This is a genomic window from Enterobacter cloacae complex sp. EB5, from assembly GCF_031432835.1.
GTDB classification, from domain to species: domain Bacteria; phylum Pseudomonadota; class Gammaproteobacteria; order Enterobacterales; family Enterobacteriaceae; genus Enterobacter; species Enterobacter hormaechei_C.
Window position 1 is genome coordinate 3,541,645 of the sequence record NZ_CP133860.1, and the last position, 17,128, is coordinate 3,558,772.

Here is a 17,128-nt window from a genome sequence, read left to right on the forward strand (position 1 = left end):
ATATTGAACAGGGAGAAATTTATGAAGCTTCGGCTGTCGGCGCTTGCGCTGGGCGTAACAATGCTTGTGGGCTGCGCCAGCTCTGGCGAGCAAACGGGACGCTCCGATCCTCTCGAAGGATTTAACCGTTCAATGTACAGCTTTAACTATAATGTGCTGGATCCATATCTGGTTCGTCCGGTTGCCGTGGCATGGCGTGACTACGTTCCGCAGCCGGCGCGTAACGGGCTGAGCAACTTTACCAGTAACCTGGAAGAGCCAGCGGTTATGGTGAACTACTTCCTCCAGGGCGACCCGTATCAGGGGATGGTGCATTTCACCCGCTTCTTCCTGAACTCCCTGCTGGGTATGGGTGGCTTAATTGATGTCGCAGGCATGGCGAACCCGAAATTACAGCGTGAACAGCCGCACCGTTTCGGCAGCACGCTGGGGCACTATGGCGTAGGTTATGGTCCGTATGTGCACCTGCCATTCTACGGCAGTTTTACCGTGCGTGATGATGGCGGCGACATGGTGGATACGCTGTATCCGGTGCTGTCATGGCTCACCTGGCCGCTGTCGATTGGTAAATGGACCGTGGAAGGAATTGAAACACGTGCGCAACTGCTGGACTCTGACGGTCTGCTGCGCCAGTCTTCCGATCCGTACATCATGGTGCGCGAGGCCTACTTCCAGAACCATGACTTTATTGCCAACGGCGGTAAGCTGAAGCCGGAAGATAATCCGAACGCGAAAGCCATCGAGAACGAATTAAAAGATATCGATTCGGAATAAATAAAAAAGGTGAGCGATGCTCACCTTTTTTAATCGTGTTGGGATTAGAACGCGTAGTTGAAGTTGGTACCAAACAGCCAGGCTTTACCTTCAGAGGTAAACTCGTACGGGCCTTCCTGGAAGGTCACTTTCTGTCCATGCATGTACGACACGCCCGCGTCGATAGAAGCATTCTCGTTGAACGCATAGGTTGCACCCGCACTCACCCAGAAACGGTCCTGATCCGGAATGGAGATCGAACGCTTATCAGCCGGTACCGGGCTGTCATCAAATGCCACGCCGGTACGGAACGTCCAGTTGTCATCCATATAATAGGTCGTACCGAGCGCGATACGGTAAGCATCGTGGAAGCTTTCGTCTTTATAGAACAGCGTCTGGCCGTTGCTGCCGGTAGCTTTCAGCTCCTGGAACTGGCTCCAGCTGGTATACGCGAGGCTGTAGTGAATGGCCCACTGCGGCGCAACGCGGTTATAACCTGACACTTCCCACATTTCTGGCAGATGCAGCGACAGCGAACCTGGTACGGTTTGATTCGAGGTACCCCATGGAATGGTGGTGCCCGCGCCTGGGACCATACCGTTGACTGGGCTCAGGATGCCGCTTTTGTAATCGCCATCGAAATCAATTTTCACTTCTGAGCGATAGGTCAGACCCCAGCGGTTGTTTTTATCCAGTTCATACAGAATACCGGCGTTCCAGCCGTAGCCCCATTCATCACCTTTCAGGCTGGCAATTTTATTGCTGTTTTTTGGCAGCGCAGCAGTTTGTTCCCCGGAGTAACGCTCGATTTTTGCATCGGCGTAGACAGCATCAAAGCCCAGACCAAAGCTCCAGTTATCGTTCAGACGATATGCGCCGCTCAGGTTAAGGTTCAGGGTCGTCAGGTCGGTTTTACCGCCGTATTCCCCGGCCGGATAGTTGTTATTGAACTCCGTTGCCAGGCCATAGTTAGAGGTGACAGAGGCACCCCAACCAAACTGTTCATTAATTGGCGCAACAAAGTGCAGGTTAGGCACCCACGCTGTCGGCGCAATGTTATCCGCCTTCAGATCTGCGCCGGTGAACTGAGATTTGCCAGAAATGTTGACATCAGGATCGATGTAAACCGCACCGGCAGAGAAGGTAGGGCGATCAAACATCATGATCAGCGCCGGGTTACGGCTCGCGTTGCCTGCGTCATCGGCAATCGCACCTTCCCCGGAATACGCACGGCCAAGGCCAGAGGAAGAAAATTCGTTTAACTGGAAGCCCGCTGACCAGGCGGACGTTGAGACGATTGCCACTGCTACTGCTAAAGCAGTTTGTTTGAACAGGGTTTTCTGGCTCATGACCATAACCTCATTGAGTTATTTTTATTCAATAATTGTTACATACCGTAACAGGAGCGCGAAGTGTAGGGTCTGAGGTATGACTTACAAATCAGACCAGTGGCGAGAGTATAGGTCTGACCAGCTGGGATGTTGCAAGTTTGTTTATTAATATTTTCAGATATGTTTCTTGAAACGAGATCTGGTTGGCAAAATTGTGACCAGTGCGATTCCTCTGAAAAGGGGAATTTTGTTTTAGATCATTTTTTAGTGTGATATTGCTCACTTATCCGAATTTGCGCCATTAACGGCTGGAGGGGGCTCGTCCGGGGGCGTAAAATAGACGCATCGTGTTTATCTCGCGCCATGCGCGAATACAGAGGAAATTGAGCTATGAGTAAATGCAGTGCTGATGAAACCCCGGTTTGCTGCTGTATGGATGTTGGCACCATTATGGACAACACCGATTGCACCGCCTCTTACAGCCGCGTATTCCCTAACCGCGCTGAAGCGGAAGAGACGCTGGCCGCGCTGAGCCAGCGCGCGCGTGAAGTCGAATCCGATCCGTGTGAAATCAAATCCACCTTCACGGAAGTGGAAGGCGGCGTGCAGCTGGATATCGACTTTGTGTTCGCCTGCGAAGCAGAAACGCTGATCTTCCAGCTGGGCCTGCGTTAATACTTTTTGCACGGGCCTACGACCGTGTAGGCCGGGTAAGGCAACGCCGCCACCCGGCGACAAACCGCACAAATGCCTCTGCCATGCAGGGGCATTTTCTTTTTCTTCTCTGTGCCTTAGCTCGCAATTTTTCGCTTCCCCGATTGGCTCAATGTAAAAAAATAGTTAAGACTATTATCAGGTCAGACCACTTAATGTGCGCGCAAAATTTTTTTACAGGGGAGTGTTATGAGTCAGGCAATACCGCTTATCACCCGTCAGGGTGACCGCATTGCCATTGTCAGCGGGTTACGTACGCCGTTTGCGCGTCAGGCAACCGCGTTTCACGGTATACCGGCTGTCGATCTGGGAAAAATGGTGGTGGGGGAGATGCTGGCTCGCAGCGAGATCCCGCCTGAGGTTATTGAGCAACTGGTTTTCGGCCAGGTGGTACAAATGCCGGAAGCGCCCAATATCGCGCGTGAAATCGTGCTGGGCACCGGCATGAATGTTCACACCGACGCCTACAGCGTCAGCCGCGCCTGCGCCACCAGTTTCCAGGCGGTGGCGAACGTGGCGGAAAGCCTGATGGCGGGGACCATTCGCGCGGGGATCGCTGGCGGCGCGGATTCCTCCTCCGTGCTGCCCATCGGCGTCAGCAAACAGCTGGCCCGCATCCTCGTGGATGCCAACAAAGCTCGCACTACCGGTGCAAAGCTCAAACTCTTCTCGCGTTTACGCCTGCGTGACCTCATGCCCGTGCCACCTGCCGTTGCTGAATACTCCACCGGCCTGCGCATGGGCGACACTGCCGAGCAGATGGCAAAAACCTACGGTATTACCCGCGAACAGCAGGATGCGCTGGCGCATCGCTCGCATCAGCTGGCAGCGAAGGCCTGGTCGGAGGGCAAACTGACCAACGAAGTGATGACCGCCTATGTGCCGCCTTACCGCGAACCGCTCGCGGAAGATAACAACATTCGTGGCACCTCGACGCTGGCGGATTATGCGAAGCTGCGCCCGGCCTTTGACCGTAAACACGGTACGGTAACCGCAGCTAACAGTACGCCGCTGACGGATGGTGCCGCCGCCGTGATCCTGATGACGGAATCCCGGGCGAAAGAGCTTGGCATCACACCGCTGGGCTATTTGCGTAGCTACGCCTTTACCGCCATTGATGTCTGGCAGGACATGCTGCTCGGACCGGCATGGTCCACGCCGCTGGCGCTGGATCGCGCAGGGCTGACGCTCTCCGATCTCACGCTGATTGATATGCATGAAGCCTTTGCCGCACAAACGCTGGCAAACGTGCAGCTTATGGCGAGCGAACGTTTTGCCCGCGACGTGCTGGGCCGTACGCATGCCACAGGTGAAGTGGATCAGAGTAAATTCAACGTGCTGGGTGGCTCCATTGCTTACGGTCATCCGTTTGCGGCGACCGGCGCGAGAATGATAACCCAGACCTTGCACGAGCTGCGTCGCCGCGGCGGCGGTTTTGGTCTCGTTACCGCCTGTGCGGCGGGCGGCCTGGGTGCAGCAATGGTTCTGGAGGCTGAATAATGGAAACGACATCTGCATTTAACCTGGCTGTTCGCCTTGATAACGTGGCTGTTATCACCATTGATGTACCCGACGAAAAGATGAACACCCTGAAGGCCGAGTTTGGCGTTCAGGTGCGTGCGATGCTCAGACAGATCCGCGAAAACAAAGCGATACGTGGCCTGGTATTTATCTCGGCAAAGCCGGATAACTTTATTGCCGGGGCCGATATCAACATGATCGCCCGGGCGAAAAGCGCTCAGGAAGCAGAAGACCTGGCGCGTCAGGGGCAGCAGGTAATGGCGGAGATCCATGCGCTGTCGATACCCGTTGTCGCTGCGATCCACGGGGCCTGCCTGGGCGGTGGGCTTGAGCTGGCGCTGGCCTGCCACAGCCGCATTTGTACCGACGATGCGAAAACGGTACTTGGGCTGCCGGAGGTACAGCTAGGATTGCTGCCCGGTTCAGGGGGCACGCAGCGCCTGCCGCGTCTGGTAGGCGTCAGTACGGCGCTGGAGATGATTTTAACCGGTAAACAGCTGCGCGCCCGTCAGGCGTTAAAGGCGGGTCTGGTTGATGAGGTCGTTCCGCACGCCATCTTGCTTGAAGCCGCCGTTGAGCGGGCGCTGAAAGGTCGTCAGGCGAAACGCCCTCTGCCGGTGCGCGAGCGTATCCTCGCCGGGCCGCTGGGGCGCACGCTGCTGTTCAATATGGTGGGTAAAAAAACTGAGCAAAAAACCAAAGGGAACTATCCGGCAGCGACGCGCATTCTGAAGGTGATTGAAACCGGATTATCGCAGGGCAGCAGCAGCGGTTATGCTGCGGAAGCAAAAGCCTTTGGCGAGCTGGCGATGACGCCGCAGTCGCAGGCGCTGCGCGGCATTTTCTTTGCCAGCACGGAGGTTAAAAAAGATCCGGGCAGTGAAGCTGAACCGGCTCCGCTGCGCGCCGTTGGCGTTCTGGGTGGCGGGCTGATGGGCGGCGGCATCGCATTTGTCACCGCCAGCAAAGGCAAACTGCCCGTACGTATCAAAGATATCAACCCTAAGGGTATCAACCACGCGTTGCAGTACAGCTGGCAGAACCTTGATCGCAAAGTGAAGCGCCGCCATATCAAGGCCAGTGAGCGCGATAAAACCCTCTCGATGATCACTGGCGCCACTGACTACAGTGGGTTTGCACACCGCGATCTGGTGATTGAAGCCGTGTTCGAAGATCTGGCCCTTAAGCAGCAGATGGTGGCGGACGTTGAACAGCATTGCGCGCCGCACACCATTTTCGCGTCAAACACCTCGTCTTTGCCGATCGGCGACATCGCGGCGAAAGCCGTGCGCCCGGAGCAGGTGATAGGGCTGCACTATTTCAGCCCTGTCGAAAAAATGCCGCTGGTGGAGGTTATCCCGCATGCCACAACCAGCCCGCAGACTATTGCCACCGTGGTGAAGCTGGCGAAAAAACAGGGCAAAACCCCCATTGTGGTCGCGGACAAAGCTGGCTTCTACGTCAACCGCATTCTGGCGCCGTACATTAACGAAGCGATGCGGTTGCTGACGGAAGGGGAGAAAATTGAGCACGTCGATGACGCCCTGGTGAAGTTTGGTTTCCCCGTCGGCCCAATCCAACTTTTGGATGAGGTGGGAATTGATACGGGGACTAAAATTATCCCTGTGCTGGAAGCGGCTTATGGCGATCGTTTTGCGCCGCCTGCAAACTTTGTTTCCGCAATTTTGAAGGACGATCGCAAAGGCAGAAAAAATGAACGCGGTTTCTATCTTTACGCCGCGAAAGGGCGTAAAAGCAAGAAACAGGTCGACCCTTCAGTTTATGCGCTTATTCCTGTCACGGGTCAGGGAAAACTGTCGGCGGTTCAGTGTGCTGAGCGCTGCGTGATGATGATGCTCAATGAAGCGGCGCGCTGCTTTGGTGAGCAGGTGATCAAAAGCGCGCGCGACGGCGATATCGGCGCCGTGTTTGGTATCGGTTTTACGCCATTCCTTGGCGGCCCGTTCCGGTATATGGATACCCTCGGGGCGGGTGAAGTGGTTGCGATCCTGCAACGTCTGGCCTCGCAATACGGTCCACGGTTTACACCTTGTGACGAATTATTGCAGATGGCGGAACGGGGTCAGACATTCTGGCCCGCAAGGGAAACTGATTGCGTAAACTGAAGTCAAAGAAGGGTAAATCCTGAGGTGATGGAACCTGTTCTGGCGAAATTGTAAACAGAGATTGACTATACTTACGCCATTGAGGTAAAAAACAGCGTTTCATTCACCGAATGGATCAGGCACAATGCCCGGCCATCGGGTTTTCTACCTCATAGCATTAATCGCGGGTAGTTAACGCCGGTGATTCTGGTTAACAAAAGCGGTGCAATATGCAAGTTTTTATCATGCGTCACGGCGACGCGGCACTCGATGCCGCCAGTGACTCAGTACGTCCTTTAACCGTCTGTGGCTGCGACGAATCCCGTCAGATGGCGACATGGCTTAAAGGTCAAAAAGTGGACATTGAACGCGTTCTGGTGAGTCCGTTCCTGCGGGCAGAACAGACGCTGGATGTGGTAGGGGAGTGTATGAACCTGCCATCCAGTGTGGATGTTCTCCCTGAACTCACGCCGTGTGGCGATGTTGGCCTTGTCAGTGCTTACCTTCAGGCGCTGTGCAATGAAGGTGTCGCTTCCGCACTGGTCATTTCCCACCTGCCGCTGGTCGGCTATCTGGTATCTGAGCTGTGCCCGGGCGAAACGCCACCGATGTTCACAACGTCCGCCATTGCCAACGTCACCCTCGACGAAACCGGCAAAGGGGTCTTTAACTGGCAAATGAGTCCGTGCAACCTGAAGATGGCAAAAGCCATCTGACGTGACGTGCGATATGGCGGGGTGCAGCGTGCCTCCCGCCTTCCTGTCAGGGCAATTCTGGCGGCTGCCACTCCTCCACCTCAATCAATACCAGCAATGCGGCATCTCCGCCGTACTCTTTTGGCGCCTGATGAAAAGCCATCACGTGTGGATGCTGAGCCAGCCACAGCGGTGTCTGTTGCTTAAGAATATGTTTGCCGTGACCGTGCATTACGCAGGCGCAGAAAACATGTTCGCGACGACATGCCGCGATCAACGCCCCAAGCTCCTGTTTCGCCTGCATCTGGGTCAACCCATGCAGATCGAGGAACAGCTCCGGCGAGTAATCTCCCCGGCGTAATTTTTTCAGTTCAAAATGGCTGACGTCTTCGCGCACGTATTTCACCGCACCCTGAGTATTGAGCAGCGGCTGAAACTCATCTGAAAAATAGTGGCTGTTATCGGCCTGCTCCTGAAGCAACCGTTTGACCGGTACCTCGCTGACTTTTTTACGCTGCGGGCGATGGACAATGGTGTCGTGCGTGATTTGACGCGTCCCGGTCATCAGCTGGCGGAAGAGAGCCTGATCCTCCTCGCTGAGCGATGTTTTCTTTTTCATTCGTCATTCTCATCTCGTATTTCCGATAGTGTACCCGACTAAACGCATTTTTTAACCTCAAGCGGTACGCGTCATTGCTGATTTATCGCCGTCTTCATGGCAAACTAGCCGCCGAAAATTATGCGAGCATGCCCTGGAGGAAAGAGTGGATAAAATTTTTGTCGATGAAGCAGTAAACGAGCTGCATACCATACAGGACATGTTGCGCTGGTCGGTTAGCCGCTTCAGCGCCGCCAATATCTGGTACGGCCACGGTACGGATAACCCATGGGATGAGGCCGTTCAACTGGTGCTGCCGTCTCTCTACCTGCCGCTGGATATTCCGGAAGACATGCGTACCGCGCGCCTGACCTCCAGCGAAAAACACCGCATCGTTGAGCGCGTGATCCGTCGCGTGAACGAGCGTATTCCGGTGGCTTACCTGACCAACAAAGCCTGGTTCTGCGGCCATGAGTTCTATGTTGATGAGCGCGTGCTGGTGCCACGTTCGCCGATTGGCGAGCTGATCAACAACCACTTTGACGGCCTGATTAACCATCAGCCGCAGCACATTCTTGATATGTGCACCGGCAGCGGCTGCATCGCCATTGCCTGCGCGTACGCCTTCCCGGAAGCAGAAGTGGACGCCGTCGATATCTCCACCGACGCGCTGGCCGTCACCGAACACAACATTGAAGAGCACGGTCTGATCCATCACGTCACGCCTATCCGCTCAGACCTGTTCCGTGACTTGCCGACGCTGCAATACGACCTGATCGTCACCAATCCGCCGTACGTGGATGCCGAAGACATGTCCGATCTGCCGAACGAGTACCGTCACGAGCCGGAGCTGGGCCTGGCGTCAGGCTCTGACGGTCTGAAGCTGACCCGCCGCATCCTGGCCTGCGCGCCGGATTATCTGACCGACGACGGCGTTCTGATTTGTGAAGTGGGCAACAGCATGGTACATCTGATAGAGCAGTATCCGGATGTGCCGTTCACCTGGCTTGAGTTCGACAACGGCGGTGACGGCGTCTTTATGCTGACCAAGGCGCAACTGCTTGATGCACGCGAATACTTCAGCATTTACAAAGATTAATCCAGCGGGCTTCGGCCCGTTTCACAACGCTCAAACACAAACAACAACATCGGAGCCGTGATGGCAGGAAACAGTATTGGACAGGTATTCCGTGTGACCACCTTTGGCGAGTCGCACGGTCTGGCACTGGGTTGTATCGTTGATGGCGTCCCGCCAGGCATCGAACTGACCGAAGCCGATTTACAGCATGACCTTGACCGTCGGCGTCCGGGTACCTCTCGCTACACCACGCAGCGTCGCGAGCCGGACCAGGTCAAAATTCTCTCCGGCGTTTTTGAAGGCCGTACCACCGGGACCAGCATTGGTCTGCTGATTGAAAACACCGATCAGCGCTCTCAGGACTACGGCGCAATTAAAGACGTTTTCCGTCCTGGTCATGCCGACTATACCTACGAACAAAAATATGGCTTTCGCGACTATCGCGGCGGCGGACGTTCTTCCGCGCGTGAAACCGCGATGCGCGTGGCGGCAGGGGCAATTGCCAAAAAATATCTCCAGCAGAAATTCGGCATCGTTATCCGCGGCTGTCTGACCCAGATGGGCGACATTCCGCTGGCAATCAAAGACTGGGATCAGGTAGAACTTAACCCGTTCTTCTGCGCCGATGCCGACAAGCTGGACGCGCTGGACGAGTTGATGCGCGGCCTGAAAAAAGAGGGCGACTCCATTGGTGCGAAAGTCACCGTGGTGGCCGACGGCGTGCCGGCTGGCTGGGGCGAGCCTGTATTTGACCGTCTCGACGCCGACATCGCCCACGCGCTGATGAGCATCAACGCGGTGAAAGGCGTTGAAATCGGCGACGGTTTTGACGTGGTCAAGCTTCGCGGCAGCCAGAACCGCGACGAAATCACGAAGGCGGGTTTCCAGAGCAACCATGCTGGCGGCATTCTGGGCGGCATCAGTAGCGGGCAGCAAATTACTGCCAATATCGCCCTGAAGCCAACGTCCAGCATTACCGTCCCGGGCCACACGATTAACCGCTCAGGCGATGAAGTTGAGATGATCACCAAAGGGCGTCACGATCCGTGCGTGGGGATCCGCGCGGTGCCGATCGCAGAAGCGATGCTGGCGATCGTGCTGATGGATCACTTCCTGCGCCAGCGCGCGCAGAATGCGGATGTGACGACCACCATTCCACGCTGGTAATTATGAAAAAAACCGCAATCGCTCTGCTGGCGCTGCTGGCCAGTGGAGCAAGCCTGGCCGCTACGCCGTGGCAGAAAATCACCCACCCGGTAGCGGGGAGCGCGCAGTCCATTGGCGCTTTCTCCAACGGGTGTATCGTCGGCGCGCAGGAACTTCCGCTGCAATCGGATACCTATCAGGTGATGCGCACCGACCAGCGCCGTTATTTCGGCCATCCTGACCTGGTGCTTTTTATTCAGCGTCTTGGCAACCAGGTGCATAATCTGGGGCTGGGGACGATGCTGATTGGCGATATGGGGATGCCTGCCGGTGGTCGCTTCAACGGCGGTCACGCCAGCCACCAGACCGGACTGGATGTGGATATCTTCCTGCAATTGCCGAAAACGCGCTGGAGTTCAGCGCAGCTGCTGAAACCGCAGGCGCTGGATCTGGTCTCGGCCGACGGTAAACGGGTTGTCGCCTCGCGATGGTCGCCGGAAATTTCCAGCATGATTAAGCTGGCGGCAGAGGATAACGACGTCACGCGGATCTTTGTTAATCCGGCCATCAAGCAGCAGCTTTGCCTGGATGCGGGAACGGATCGCGACTGGTTGCGTAAAGTGCGCCCGTGGTTCCAGCATCGTGCCCATATGCATGTTCGCCTGCGCTGCCCGGCGAACAGCCTGGAATGTGAAGATCAGCCGCTGCCACCGCCTGGCGATGGTTGTGGTTACGAACTGCAAAGCTGGTTTGAACCAGCCAAGCCTGGAACCTCTAAGCCTGAGAAGAAGACACCGCCTCCGTTGCCGCCTTCCTGCCAGGCGCTACTGGATGAGCATGTACTTTAATGGATAATTTCGTCGATCTGTTCATGGTGTCACCGCTGCTGCTGGCGGTGCTCTTTTTTGTTGCGATGTTAGCCGGATTTATCGATGCCCTGGCGGGCGGCGGCGGGTTGCTCACCGTTCCGGCGCTGCTGGCGGCAGGCATGAGCCCTGCCCAGGCGCTTGCCACTAACAAACTCCAGGCATGCGGCGGTTCGCTCTCCTCGTCGCTCTATTTCATTCGCCGCAAAGTGGTGAATCTCGCCGATCAGAAGCTCAATATCCTGATGACGTTTATTGGCTCAACGGCGGGCGCACTGCTGGTCCAGCACGTACAGTCCGACATTCTGCGCCAGATCCTGCCGCTGCTGGTTATCTGTATCGGCCTCTATTTCCTGCTGATGCCAAAGCTCGGGGAAGAAGATCGACAGCGTCGTCTTCACGGCCTGCCGTTTGCGCTGATTGCCGGTGGCTGCGTCGGTTTTTACGATGGCTTCTTTGGCCCGGGGGCAGGCTCGTTTTACGCGCTGGCATTCGTGACGCTGGCCGGGTTTAACCTCGCCAAATCCACCGCCCACGCCAAAGTCCTCAACGCAACCTCCAACGTTGGCGGTCTGCTGCTGTTTATCATTGGCGGCAAGGTTATCTGGGCAACCGGGTTTGTGATGATGGCAGGGCAGTTTTTGGGCGCGCGCGCAGGCTCGCGTCTGGTATTAAGCAAAGGACAAAAGCTGATCCGCCCGATGATTGTTGTCGTCTCGGCGGTGATGAGCGCCAAACTTCTTTATGACAGCCATGGACAGGAGATCCTCACCTGGTTGGGGATGAACTAATGAACAGTACGCATAACTACGAACAGCTGATTGAGATCTTCGATAGCTGTTTTGCTGATGATTTTAATACCCGTCTGATTAAAGGCGACGACGAACCGATCTATCTTCCAGCTGATGACGAGGTTCCGTATAACCGCATCATCTTTGCCCACGGCTTTTACGCCAGCGGTTTGCACGAGATCTCGCACTGGTGCATCGCGGGGAAAGCGCGTCGCGAGCTGGTGGACTTCGGTTACTGGTACTGCCCGGACGGGCGCGACGCCGCCACCCAGGGGCAGTTCGAAGATGTGGAGGTGAAACCTCAGGCGCTGGAATGGCTGTTCTGCGTAGCGGCGGGTTTCCCGTTCAACGTAAGTTGTGACAATCTCGAAGGCGACTTCGAGCCAGACCGTATCGTCTTCCAGCGCCGCGTTCATGCGCAGGTGATGGAATATCTTGAGAAAGGCATCCCGGCACGTCCGGCACGCCTGATCGAGGCTTTACAGAATTATTACCACACGCCGGAGATCACGGCGGAATGCTTCCCGTGGCCGGAAGATCTTTAACAGAGGAAAGAAGATGATCGCAGAATTTGAATCACGCATTCTGGCGTTAATTGATGACATGGTGGAACACGCCAGTGATGATGAGCTGTTCGCCAGCGGTTATCTGCGTGGTCACCTGACGCTGGCGGTAGCCGCGCTGGAAGCCGGGGACGATCACTCTGCCGACGCCGTTCACGCGGAAGTCACTCGCAGCCTGGAAAACGCTATTCAGGCCGGGGAACTCTCTCCGCGCGACCAGTCTTTAGTGCTGGGCATGTGGGACAATTTGTTCCAGCAGGCTAAACGCTAAGTATGTGCGCCACCTCCCTCTCCCGTGGGAGAGGGCCGGGGTGAGGGCTCCAGACCGCACCCTAATTGACCCTCTTCCCCTTCAGCAATTTCCGCACCCACAGTCGGTTTGGATTCAGCCCCGCGAGCGTAACTCTGTCCAGCGGAACCGGCTCGTCGCTCATTTGCGCGGCTAACGCTTCAGCCAGCAACGGCGCGGAGCATAATCCCCGCGAGCCTAAGCCACCCAGCATAAACAGCTCGGGATGAACGGGCGCGCTTACCGCCGTTTCTTTGTTGTCAGCAAGATCCTGATAGACTTCAAGCGTGGCGTCATAGTCCGGCACGTTTCCCGCCATCGGCAGGTGATCGCGGGTCGCGCAGCGTACGCCGCAGCGCGCCTTACCCTCACTGACATCCACCTCTTTTGCCCACGACGCATCCGGGAAACAGTCGAGCAGGCGCTGGCGGTTTTGCTGCTGATCCGCTTCGCTGTACTGCATATCTGTTTCACCGCGATGGTAGCTGGCGCCGATGCAGTGATGGCCGTTGGACGGATTTTGCGGCGTCAGGTAGCCGTCGTAACACAGCACCTGACGCAGTTTGCTCAGTTGGGGGGCGGCAGGAATATGGCTCACCTGGCCGCCGACCGGATAAACCGGCAATGACGCTGTCTGGGTGAACTGGCTGATATGATGCCCGTTGGCCAGCACAACGCTGGCATGCTGCGCCTCTTTGCCGTCAGCGAAACGCAGTTTCCAGTGCGTAGTGCGACTTAACGATTGAACCTTATGGGCATAATGCACTGTCAACCCACGCGACTGCCCGAGGGCTATCGCCGCAGAAGTCAGTTCAGCCGGACACAGCCAGCCGCCGAGTGGATACTGAATACCCCCGCAGCCGGTGTCGACGCCAGCGGTCTCTGCAACCTGCTGTGCCGTCACGGCATGGGCGATGGCCTCCGGCAGACCCAGCGACAGCATTTGTGTGATTTTCTGCTGGCTCTTCTCGTCCCAGCCGAGCTGCGTCACGCCGCACCAGTCGTGGTCGAACGCAACCGGCAGGCTATCGTAAAGGCGGCGAGCAAACGTAAACGCTGCCGGGAAGAACTGGAACAGTGCCGGATCGTGTGAACTTAATAAGGGATAAAGCGCGCCCTGGCGGTTGCCTGATGCGCCCGTCGCCGGCGCCTCGTCAGCGCAGTAGAGCGTCACCTGCCAGCCACGGTGTAGCAGCGCCAGAGAGAGCAGGGCGCTGGCGATCCCCCCGCCCACAATGGCGACCTCACGCGAGATGCTGGCGCGACGGGCAAACCAGGGGGCCTGCGCCGGGATCGCCAGATCCTGTTCCATCACCCCGACCAGCATGTCGCGTTTGCGGCCAAAGCCTTTAGTTTTCCGCATGGTAAACCCCGCCTCCTGCAACCCACGGCGGACAAAGCCCGCCGAGGTGAAGGTGGCAAGCGTCGCGCCCGGGCGCGCCAGACGTGCCATGGCACTGAACAGGTGCGGGCTCCACATGTCCGGATTTTTGGCGGGCGCAAAACCGTCCAGGAACCAGGCGTCCACCTTCTGATTCATCGAGTCATCGAGCTTATCGGTCAGGTCATTAATGTCGCCCAGCCACAGGTCGAGGGTGACGCGTCCGTCGTCCAGAATCAGACGATGACAGCCGCCGATAGCCGGTGGCCACTGGGCCTGAAGCTGTTCCGCCCAGTGGGCAAGCTCCGGCCAGCGCTGATGGGCAAGCCGCAGATCGTGCGCGGTAAGCGGAAATTTTTCGAAACTGATGAAATGTAATCTTTGTAAGGTAGCCTCGGGGTGTGCAGCGCGAAACTGGTCGAACGCCTGCCAGAGGGTCAGAAAATTCAGCCCGGTGCCGAAACCGCTCTCCGCTACGACAAACAGGCTGCGCGGATGCTCAGGGAAGCGGGTGCTGAGATGATTTCCTTCGAGGAAGACATAGCGCGTCTCTTCCAGTCCGTTATCATTAGAAAAGTAGACGTCATCAAAATCTCGGGAAACAGGTGTACCCTCAGCGTTGAATTCGAGGTTGGCAGGTTGTATGGCGTTATGTTTCACGTAAGTTACTCGTCTGACAGGCAGTGGCACGATCTTAGCGATGTGAGCCCATCGGTGCAAATTTCCACAGAAAATCGCTGATCGGACTTGTTCGGCGTACAAGTGTACGCTATTGTGCGACTCGAAACTTTTTATAGTGCGACTTACAGAGGTATTGAATGAAACGTGCAGTGATTACTGGCCTGGGCATCGTTTCCAGCATCGGTAATAACCAGCAGGAAGTCCTGGCATCTCTGCGTGAAGGACGCTCCGGGATCACTTTCTCTGAAGAGTTTAAAGATTCTGGAATGCGTAGCCACGTATGGGGTAACGTTAAACTGGACACCACCGGTTTAATTGACCGTAAAGTGGTTCGTTTCATGAACGATGCCTCTATCTACGCCTATCTTTCCATGCAGGAAGCGATCAAGGATTCTGGTCTGAGCGAAGACGTTTACCAGAACAACCCACGCGTGGGTCTGATTGCAGGCTCCGGCGGTTCCTCTAAAGCTCAGGTGTTCGGTGCTGACGCCATGCGTAGCCCGCGCGGCCTGAAAGCGGTCGGTCCATACGTTGTGACCAAAGCCATGGGTTCAGCGGTTTCCGCGTGCCTGGCAACGCCGTTCAAAATCCACGGTGTGAACTACTCCATCAGCTCTGCATGTGCGACCTCTGCACACTGTATCGGTAATGCGGTTGAGCAGATCCAGCTGGGCAAACAGGACATCGTATTTGCTGGCGGCGGCGAAGAGCTGGGCTGGGAAATGGCCTGTGAGTTCGACGCGATGGGCGCACTGTCCACCAAATACAACGAAACGCCAGACAAAGCGTCCCGTACTTATGACGCACACCGCGACGGTTTTGTTATCGCTGGCGGCGGCGGTATGGTTGTGGTTGAAGAGCTGGAACACGCGCTGGCGCGTGGCGCGCACATCTACGCTGAGATCGTGGGCTACGGCGCAACGTCAGACGGCGCTGACATGGTTGCTCCATCCGGTGAAGGCGCGGTGCGCTGCATGAAGATGGCGATGCACGGTGTTGATACTCCAATCGACTACCTGAACTCCCACGGCACCTCAACGCCGGTAGGCGACGTGAAAGAGCTGGGTGCGATCCGTGAAGTGTTCGGCGACAACAGTCCGGCTATCTCTGCAACCAAAGCCATGACCGGTCACTCTCTGGGTGCGGCGGGCGTGCAGGAAGCGATCTACTCTCTGCTGATGCTGGAAAACGGCTTTATCGCGCCAAGCATCAACATCGAAGAGATGGACGAGCAGGCGGCTGGCCTGAACATCGTGACCGAAACCACTGAACGTGAGCTGACGACCGTTATGTCCAACAGCTTCGGTTTCGGCGGCACCAACGCCACGCTGGTGATGCGTAAGCTGAAAGCGTAAGCGTTTGAAGGTATAGTAGAAGGGAGCCGCGCGGCTCCCTTTTTTTATGCCTGAACACGGAGTTATGCATGAAGGCTGTTACCCCTGAGAAGATCGCTCCTTCCGGGAACCTTTCCCTTTTCCGCATCGCCTTTGCGGTGTTTCTGACCTATATGACCGTTGGCCTGCCGCTGCCGGTGATCCCCTTGTTCGTTCACCATGAGCTGGGCTATGGCAACACCATGGTCGGTATTGCGGTGGGCATTCAGTTTTTAGCGACGGTATTAACCCGGGGCTACGCCGGTCGTCTGGCGGATCAGCACGGCGCAAAACGCTCGGCGTTGCAGGGCATGTTTGCCTGCGGGCTGGCGGGGGGAGCCTGGCTGCTGGCGGCGCTGTTGCCGATAGATGCAGCGTATAAATTCGCGCTGCTGGTGGCAGGGCGCCTGATCCTCGGCTTTGGCGAAAGCCAGCTGCTGACCGGCACCCTGACCTGGGGAATGGGGCTGGTGGGACCTGCGCGTTCCGGAAAAGTGATGTCCTGGAACGGGATGGCGATTTACGGCGCGCTGGCGGCAGGCGCACCGCTGGGGCTGCTGATCCACAGCCAGTTTGGTTTTGCGGTGCTGGCAGGCACTACCATGGTATTGCCGCTGCTGGCGTGGGCGTTTAACGGTTCGGTGCGTAAGGTGCCTGCCCATAAAGGCGAGCGTCCTTCGCTGTGGAGCGTGGTGGGGCAAATCTGGCAGCCGGGGCTTGGGCTGGCGCTTCAGGGGGTGGGCTTCGCGGTTATTGGTACCTTTGTCTCCCTCTATTTCATGAGCCGCGGCTGGGCGATGGCGGGCTTTACGCTGACGGCCTTTGGCGGCGCGTTTGTATTGATGCGCGTGCTGTTTGGCTGGATGCCGGATCGCTTTGGCGGCGTGAAGGTGGCCGTGGCGTCACTTTTCATTGAGACCGCGGGTCTGGTACTGCTCTGGCAGGCGCCCTCTGCATCCGTTGCGCTGCTGGGTGCGGCGTTAACCGGCTGCGGCTGCTCGCTGATCTTCCCGGCGCTGGGCGTTGAAGTGGTGAAGCGCGTCGCTCCGCAGGTGCGCGGCACGGCGCTGGGCGGCTATGCGGCGTTTCAGGATATTTCTTACGGCATCACCGGGCCGCTGGCCGGGGTGTTAGCCACCTCGTTTGGCTACCCGTCCGTCTTCCTGGCCGGTGCAGTTTCTGCGGTGGTGGGGATTGTGGTGACGCTGGTGGCGTTTCGCAGGTCGTAGTTTTTTGCCCGGTG

The 17,128-nt window shown here is 56.9% G+C and carries 16 protein-coding genes; 13 read left to right on the plus strand and 3 right to left on the minus strand.

The genetic code is table 11. The features are described 5' to 3' along the window. The first annotated feature begins 21 nt into the window (after nt 1-21). Nucleotides 22-774 (plus strand): phospholipid-binding lipoprotein MlaA, encoded by a 753-nt coding sequence (mlaA, locus tag RHN82_RS17090; protein WP_003861365.1) that lies wholly within the window; start codon nt 22-24, stop codon nt 772-774. Between the two features lie 44 nt (nt 775-818). Here mlaA and fadL read toward each other — a convergent pair whose 3' ends face one another. Continuing rightward, entirely contained in the window at nt 819-2,102 is a 1,284-nt protein-coding gene (fadL, locus tag RHN82_RS17095; RefSeq protein ID WP_003861367.1) for a long-chain fatty acid transporter FadL, read from the minus strand. 372 nt (nt 2,103-2,474) lie between these two features. Here fadL and RHN82_RS17100 point away from each other — a divergent pair, with 372 nt between their 5' ends. The 4 genes from RHN82_RS17100 (at nt 2,475) to sixA (ending at nt 7,140) form a co-directional block, all read left to right on the plus strand. Next, nucleotides 2,475-2,759 carry a YfcZ/YiiS family protein gene (locus tag RHN82_RS17100; protein WP_003861368.1) on the plus strand — a complete coding sequence of 95 codons (285 nt, stop codon included), beginning with the start codon at nt 2,475-2,477 and terminating at the stop codon, nt 2,757-2,759. 228 nt (nt 2,760-2,987) lie between these two features. Further along, nucleotides 2,988-4,298, plus strand: coding sequence for an acetyl-CoA C-acyltransferase FadI (fadI, locus tag RHN82_RS17105; RefSeq protein ID WP_047053251.1), 1,311 nt, complete (start codon nt 2,988-2,990; stop codon nt 4,296-4,298). Then, complete coding sequence (fadJ, locus tag RHN82_RS17110) at nt 4,298-6,445, plus strand: fatty acid oxidation complex subunit alpha FadJ (protein WP_047053254.1); 2,148 nt, start codon at nt 4,298-4,300, stop codon at nt 6,443-6,445. The genes fadI and fadJ overlap by 1 nt, the downstream gene beginning before the upstream one ends. 209 nt (nt 6,446-6,654) lie before the next feature. Next, nucleotides 6,655-7,140 carry a phosphohistidine phosphatase SixA gene (gene sixA, locus RHN82_RS17115; protein ID WP_003861375.1) on the plus strand — a complete coding sequence of 162 codons (486 nt, stop codon included), beginning with the start codon at nt 6,655-6,657 and terminating at the stop codon, nt 7,138-7,140. A 46-nt stretch (nt 7,141-7,186) separates the two neighbouring features. Here the strand turns inward: sixA and smrB are convergent, their stop codons facing one another. Then, nucleotides 7,187-7,738, minus strand: a complete 552-nt coding sequence (gene smrB / locus RHN82_RS17120) for an endonuclease SmrB (RefSeq protein ID WP_015572246.1) — start codon at nt 7,736-7,738, stop codon at nt 7,187-7,189. A 145-nt stretch (nt 7,739-7,883) separates the two neighbouring features. Between smrB and prmB the strand changes: the two genes are divergently transcribed. From prmB to RHN82_RS17150, 6 genes are read left to right on the plus strand one after another with little or no spacing between them, the layout of a single operon-like run. Further along, entirely contained in the window at nt 7,884-8,816 is a 933-nt protein-coding gene (gene prmB, locus RHN82_RS17125; RefSeq protein ID WP_003861381.1) for a 50S ribosomal protein L3 N(5)-glutamine methyltransferase, read from the plus strand. A 60-nt stretch (nt 8,817-8,876) separates the two neighbouring features. Continuing rightward, nucleotides 8,877-9,962 (plus strand): chorismate synthase, encoded by a 1,086-nt coding sequence (aroC, locus tag RHN82_RS17130; RefSeq protein ID WP_047053255.1) that lies wholly within the window; start codon nt 8,877-8,879, stop codon nt 9,960-9,962. A gap of 2 nt (nt 9,963-9,964) precedes the next feature. Beyond that, nucleotides 9,965-10,789, plus strand: coding sequence for a penicillin-insensitive murein endopeptidase (mepA, locus tag RHN82_RS17135; protein ID WP_003861385.1), 825 nt, complete (start codon nt 9,965-9,967; stop codon nt 10,787-10,789). After that, nucleotides 10,789-11,598, plus strand: coding sequence for a sulfite exporter TauE/SafE family protein (locus RHN82_RS17140; RefSeq protein WP_003861386.1), 810 nt, complete (start codon nt 10,789-10,791; stop codon nt 11,596-11,598). The genes mepA and RHN82_RS17140 overlap by 1 nt, the downstream gene beginning before the upstream one ends. Further along, nucleotides 11,598-12,143 carry an elongation factor P hydroxylase gene (locus tag RHN82_RS17145; protein ID WP_003861390.1) on the plus strand — a complete coding sequence of 182 codons (546 nt, stop codon included), beginning with the start codon at nt 11,598-11,600 and terminating at the stop codon, nt 12,141-12,143. Before RHN82_RS17140 ends, RHN82_RS17145 begins: the two co-directional genes overlap by 1 nt. A 13-nt stretch (nt 12,144-12,156) precedes the next feature. Beyond that, nucleotides 12,157-12,432, plus strand: a complete 276-nt coding sequence (locus RHN82_RS17150) for a YfcL family protein (protein WP_006811417.1) — start codon at nt 12,157-12,159, stop codon at nt 12,430-12,432. 61 nt (nt 12,433-12,493) lie between these two features. Here RHN82_RS17150 and mnmC read toward each other — a convergent pair whose 3' ends face one another. Further along, nucleotides 12,494-14,491, minus strand: a complete 1,998-nt coding sequence (gene mnmC, locus RHN82_RS17155) for a bifunctional tRNA (5-methylaminomethyl-2-thiouridine)(34)-methyltransferase MnmD/FAD-dependent 5-carboxymethylaminomethyl-2-thiouridine(34) oxidoreductase MnmC (RefSeq protein ID WP_047053258.1) — start codon at nt 14,489-14,491, stop codon at nt 12,494-12,496. A gap of 158 nt (nt 14,492-14,649) precedes the next feature. Between mnmC and fabB the strand changes: the two genes are divergently transcribed. After that, nucleotides 14,650-15,867 carry a beta-ketoacyl-ACP synthase I gene (gene fabB, locus RHN82_RS17160; protein WP_003861395.1) on the plus strand — a complete coding sequence of 406 codons (1,218 nt, stop codon included), beginning with the start codon at nt 14,650-14,652 and terminating at the stop codon, nt 15,865-15,867. Between the two features lie 68 nt (nt 15,868-15,935). Further along, nucleotides 15,936-17,114: an MFS transporter gene (locus tag RHN82_RS17165; RefSeq protein ID WP_047053260.1), complete on the plus strand. Its 1,179-nt coding sequence runs from the start codon at nt 15,936-15,938 to the stop codon at nt 17,112-17,114. The last annotated feature ends 14 nt before the right edge of the window (nt 17,115-17,128 follow it).

Coding starts and splice junctions, on each gene's coding strand:
- mlaA (WP_003861365.1), top strand. CDS start 22: ATGAAGCTTCGGCTGTCGGCGCTTGCGCTGGGCGTAACAATGCTTGTG.
- mepA (WP_003861385.1), top strand. CDS start 9,965: ATGAAAAAAACCGCAATCGCTCTGCTGGCGCTGCTGGCCAGTGGAGCA.
- fabB (WP_003861395.1), top strand. CDS start 14,650: ATGAAACGTGCAGTGATTACTGGCCTGGGCATCGTTTCCAGCATCGGT.
- fadL (WP_003861367.1), bottom strand. CDS start 2,102: ATGAGCCAGAAAACCCTGTTCAAACAAACTGCTTTAGCAGTAGCAGTG.
- sixA (WP_003861375.1), top strand. CDS start 6,655: ATGCAAGTTTTTATCATGCGTCACGGCGACGCGGCACTCGATGCCGCC.
- fadJ (WP_047053254.1), top strand. CDS start 4,298: ATGGAAACGACATCTGCATTTAACCTGGCTGTTCGCCTTGATAACGTG.
- RHN82_RS17165 (WP_047053260.1), top strand. CDS start 15,936: ATGAAGGCTGTTACCCCTGAGAAGATCGCTCCTTCCGGGAACCTTTCC.
- RHN82_RS17140 (WP_003861386.1), top strand. CDS start 10,789: ATGGATAATTTCGTCGATCTGTTCATGGTGTCACCGCTGCTGCTGGCG.
- fadI (WP_047053251.1), top strand. CDS start 2,988: ATGAGTCAGGCAATACCGCTTATCACCCGTCAGGGTGACCGCATTGCC.
- RHN82_RS17145 (WP_003861390.1), top strand. CDS start 11,598: ATGAACAGTACGCATAACTACGAACAGCTGATTGAGATCTTCGATAGC.
- RHN82_RS17150 (WP_006811417.1), top strand. CDS start 12,157: ATGATCGCAGAATTTGAATCACGCATTCTGGCGTTAATTGATGACATG.
- RHN82_RS17100 (WP_003861368.1), top strand. CDS start 2,475: ATGAGTAAATGCAGTGCTGATGAAACCCCGGTTTGCTGCTGTATGGAT.
- smrB (WP_015572246.1), bottom strand. CDS start 7,738: ATGAAAAAGAAAACATCGCTCAGCGAGGAGGATCAGGCTCTCTTCCGC.
- aroC (WP_047053255.1), top strand. CDS start 8,877: ATGGCAGGAAACAGTATTGGACAGGTATTCCGTGTGACCACCTTTGGC.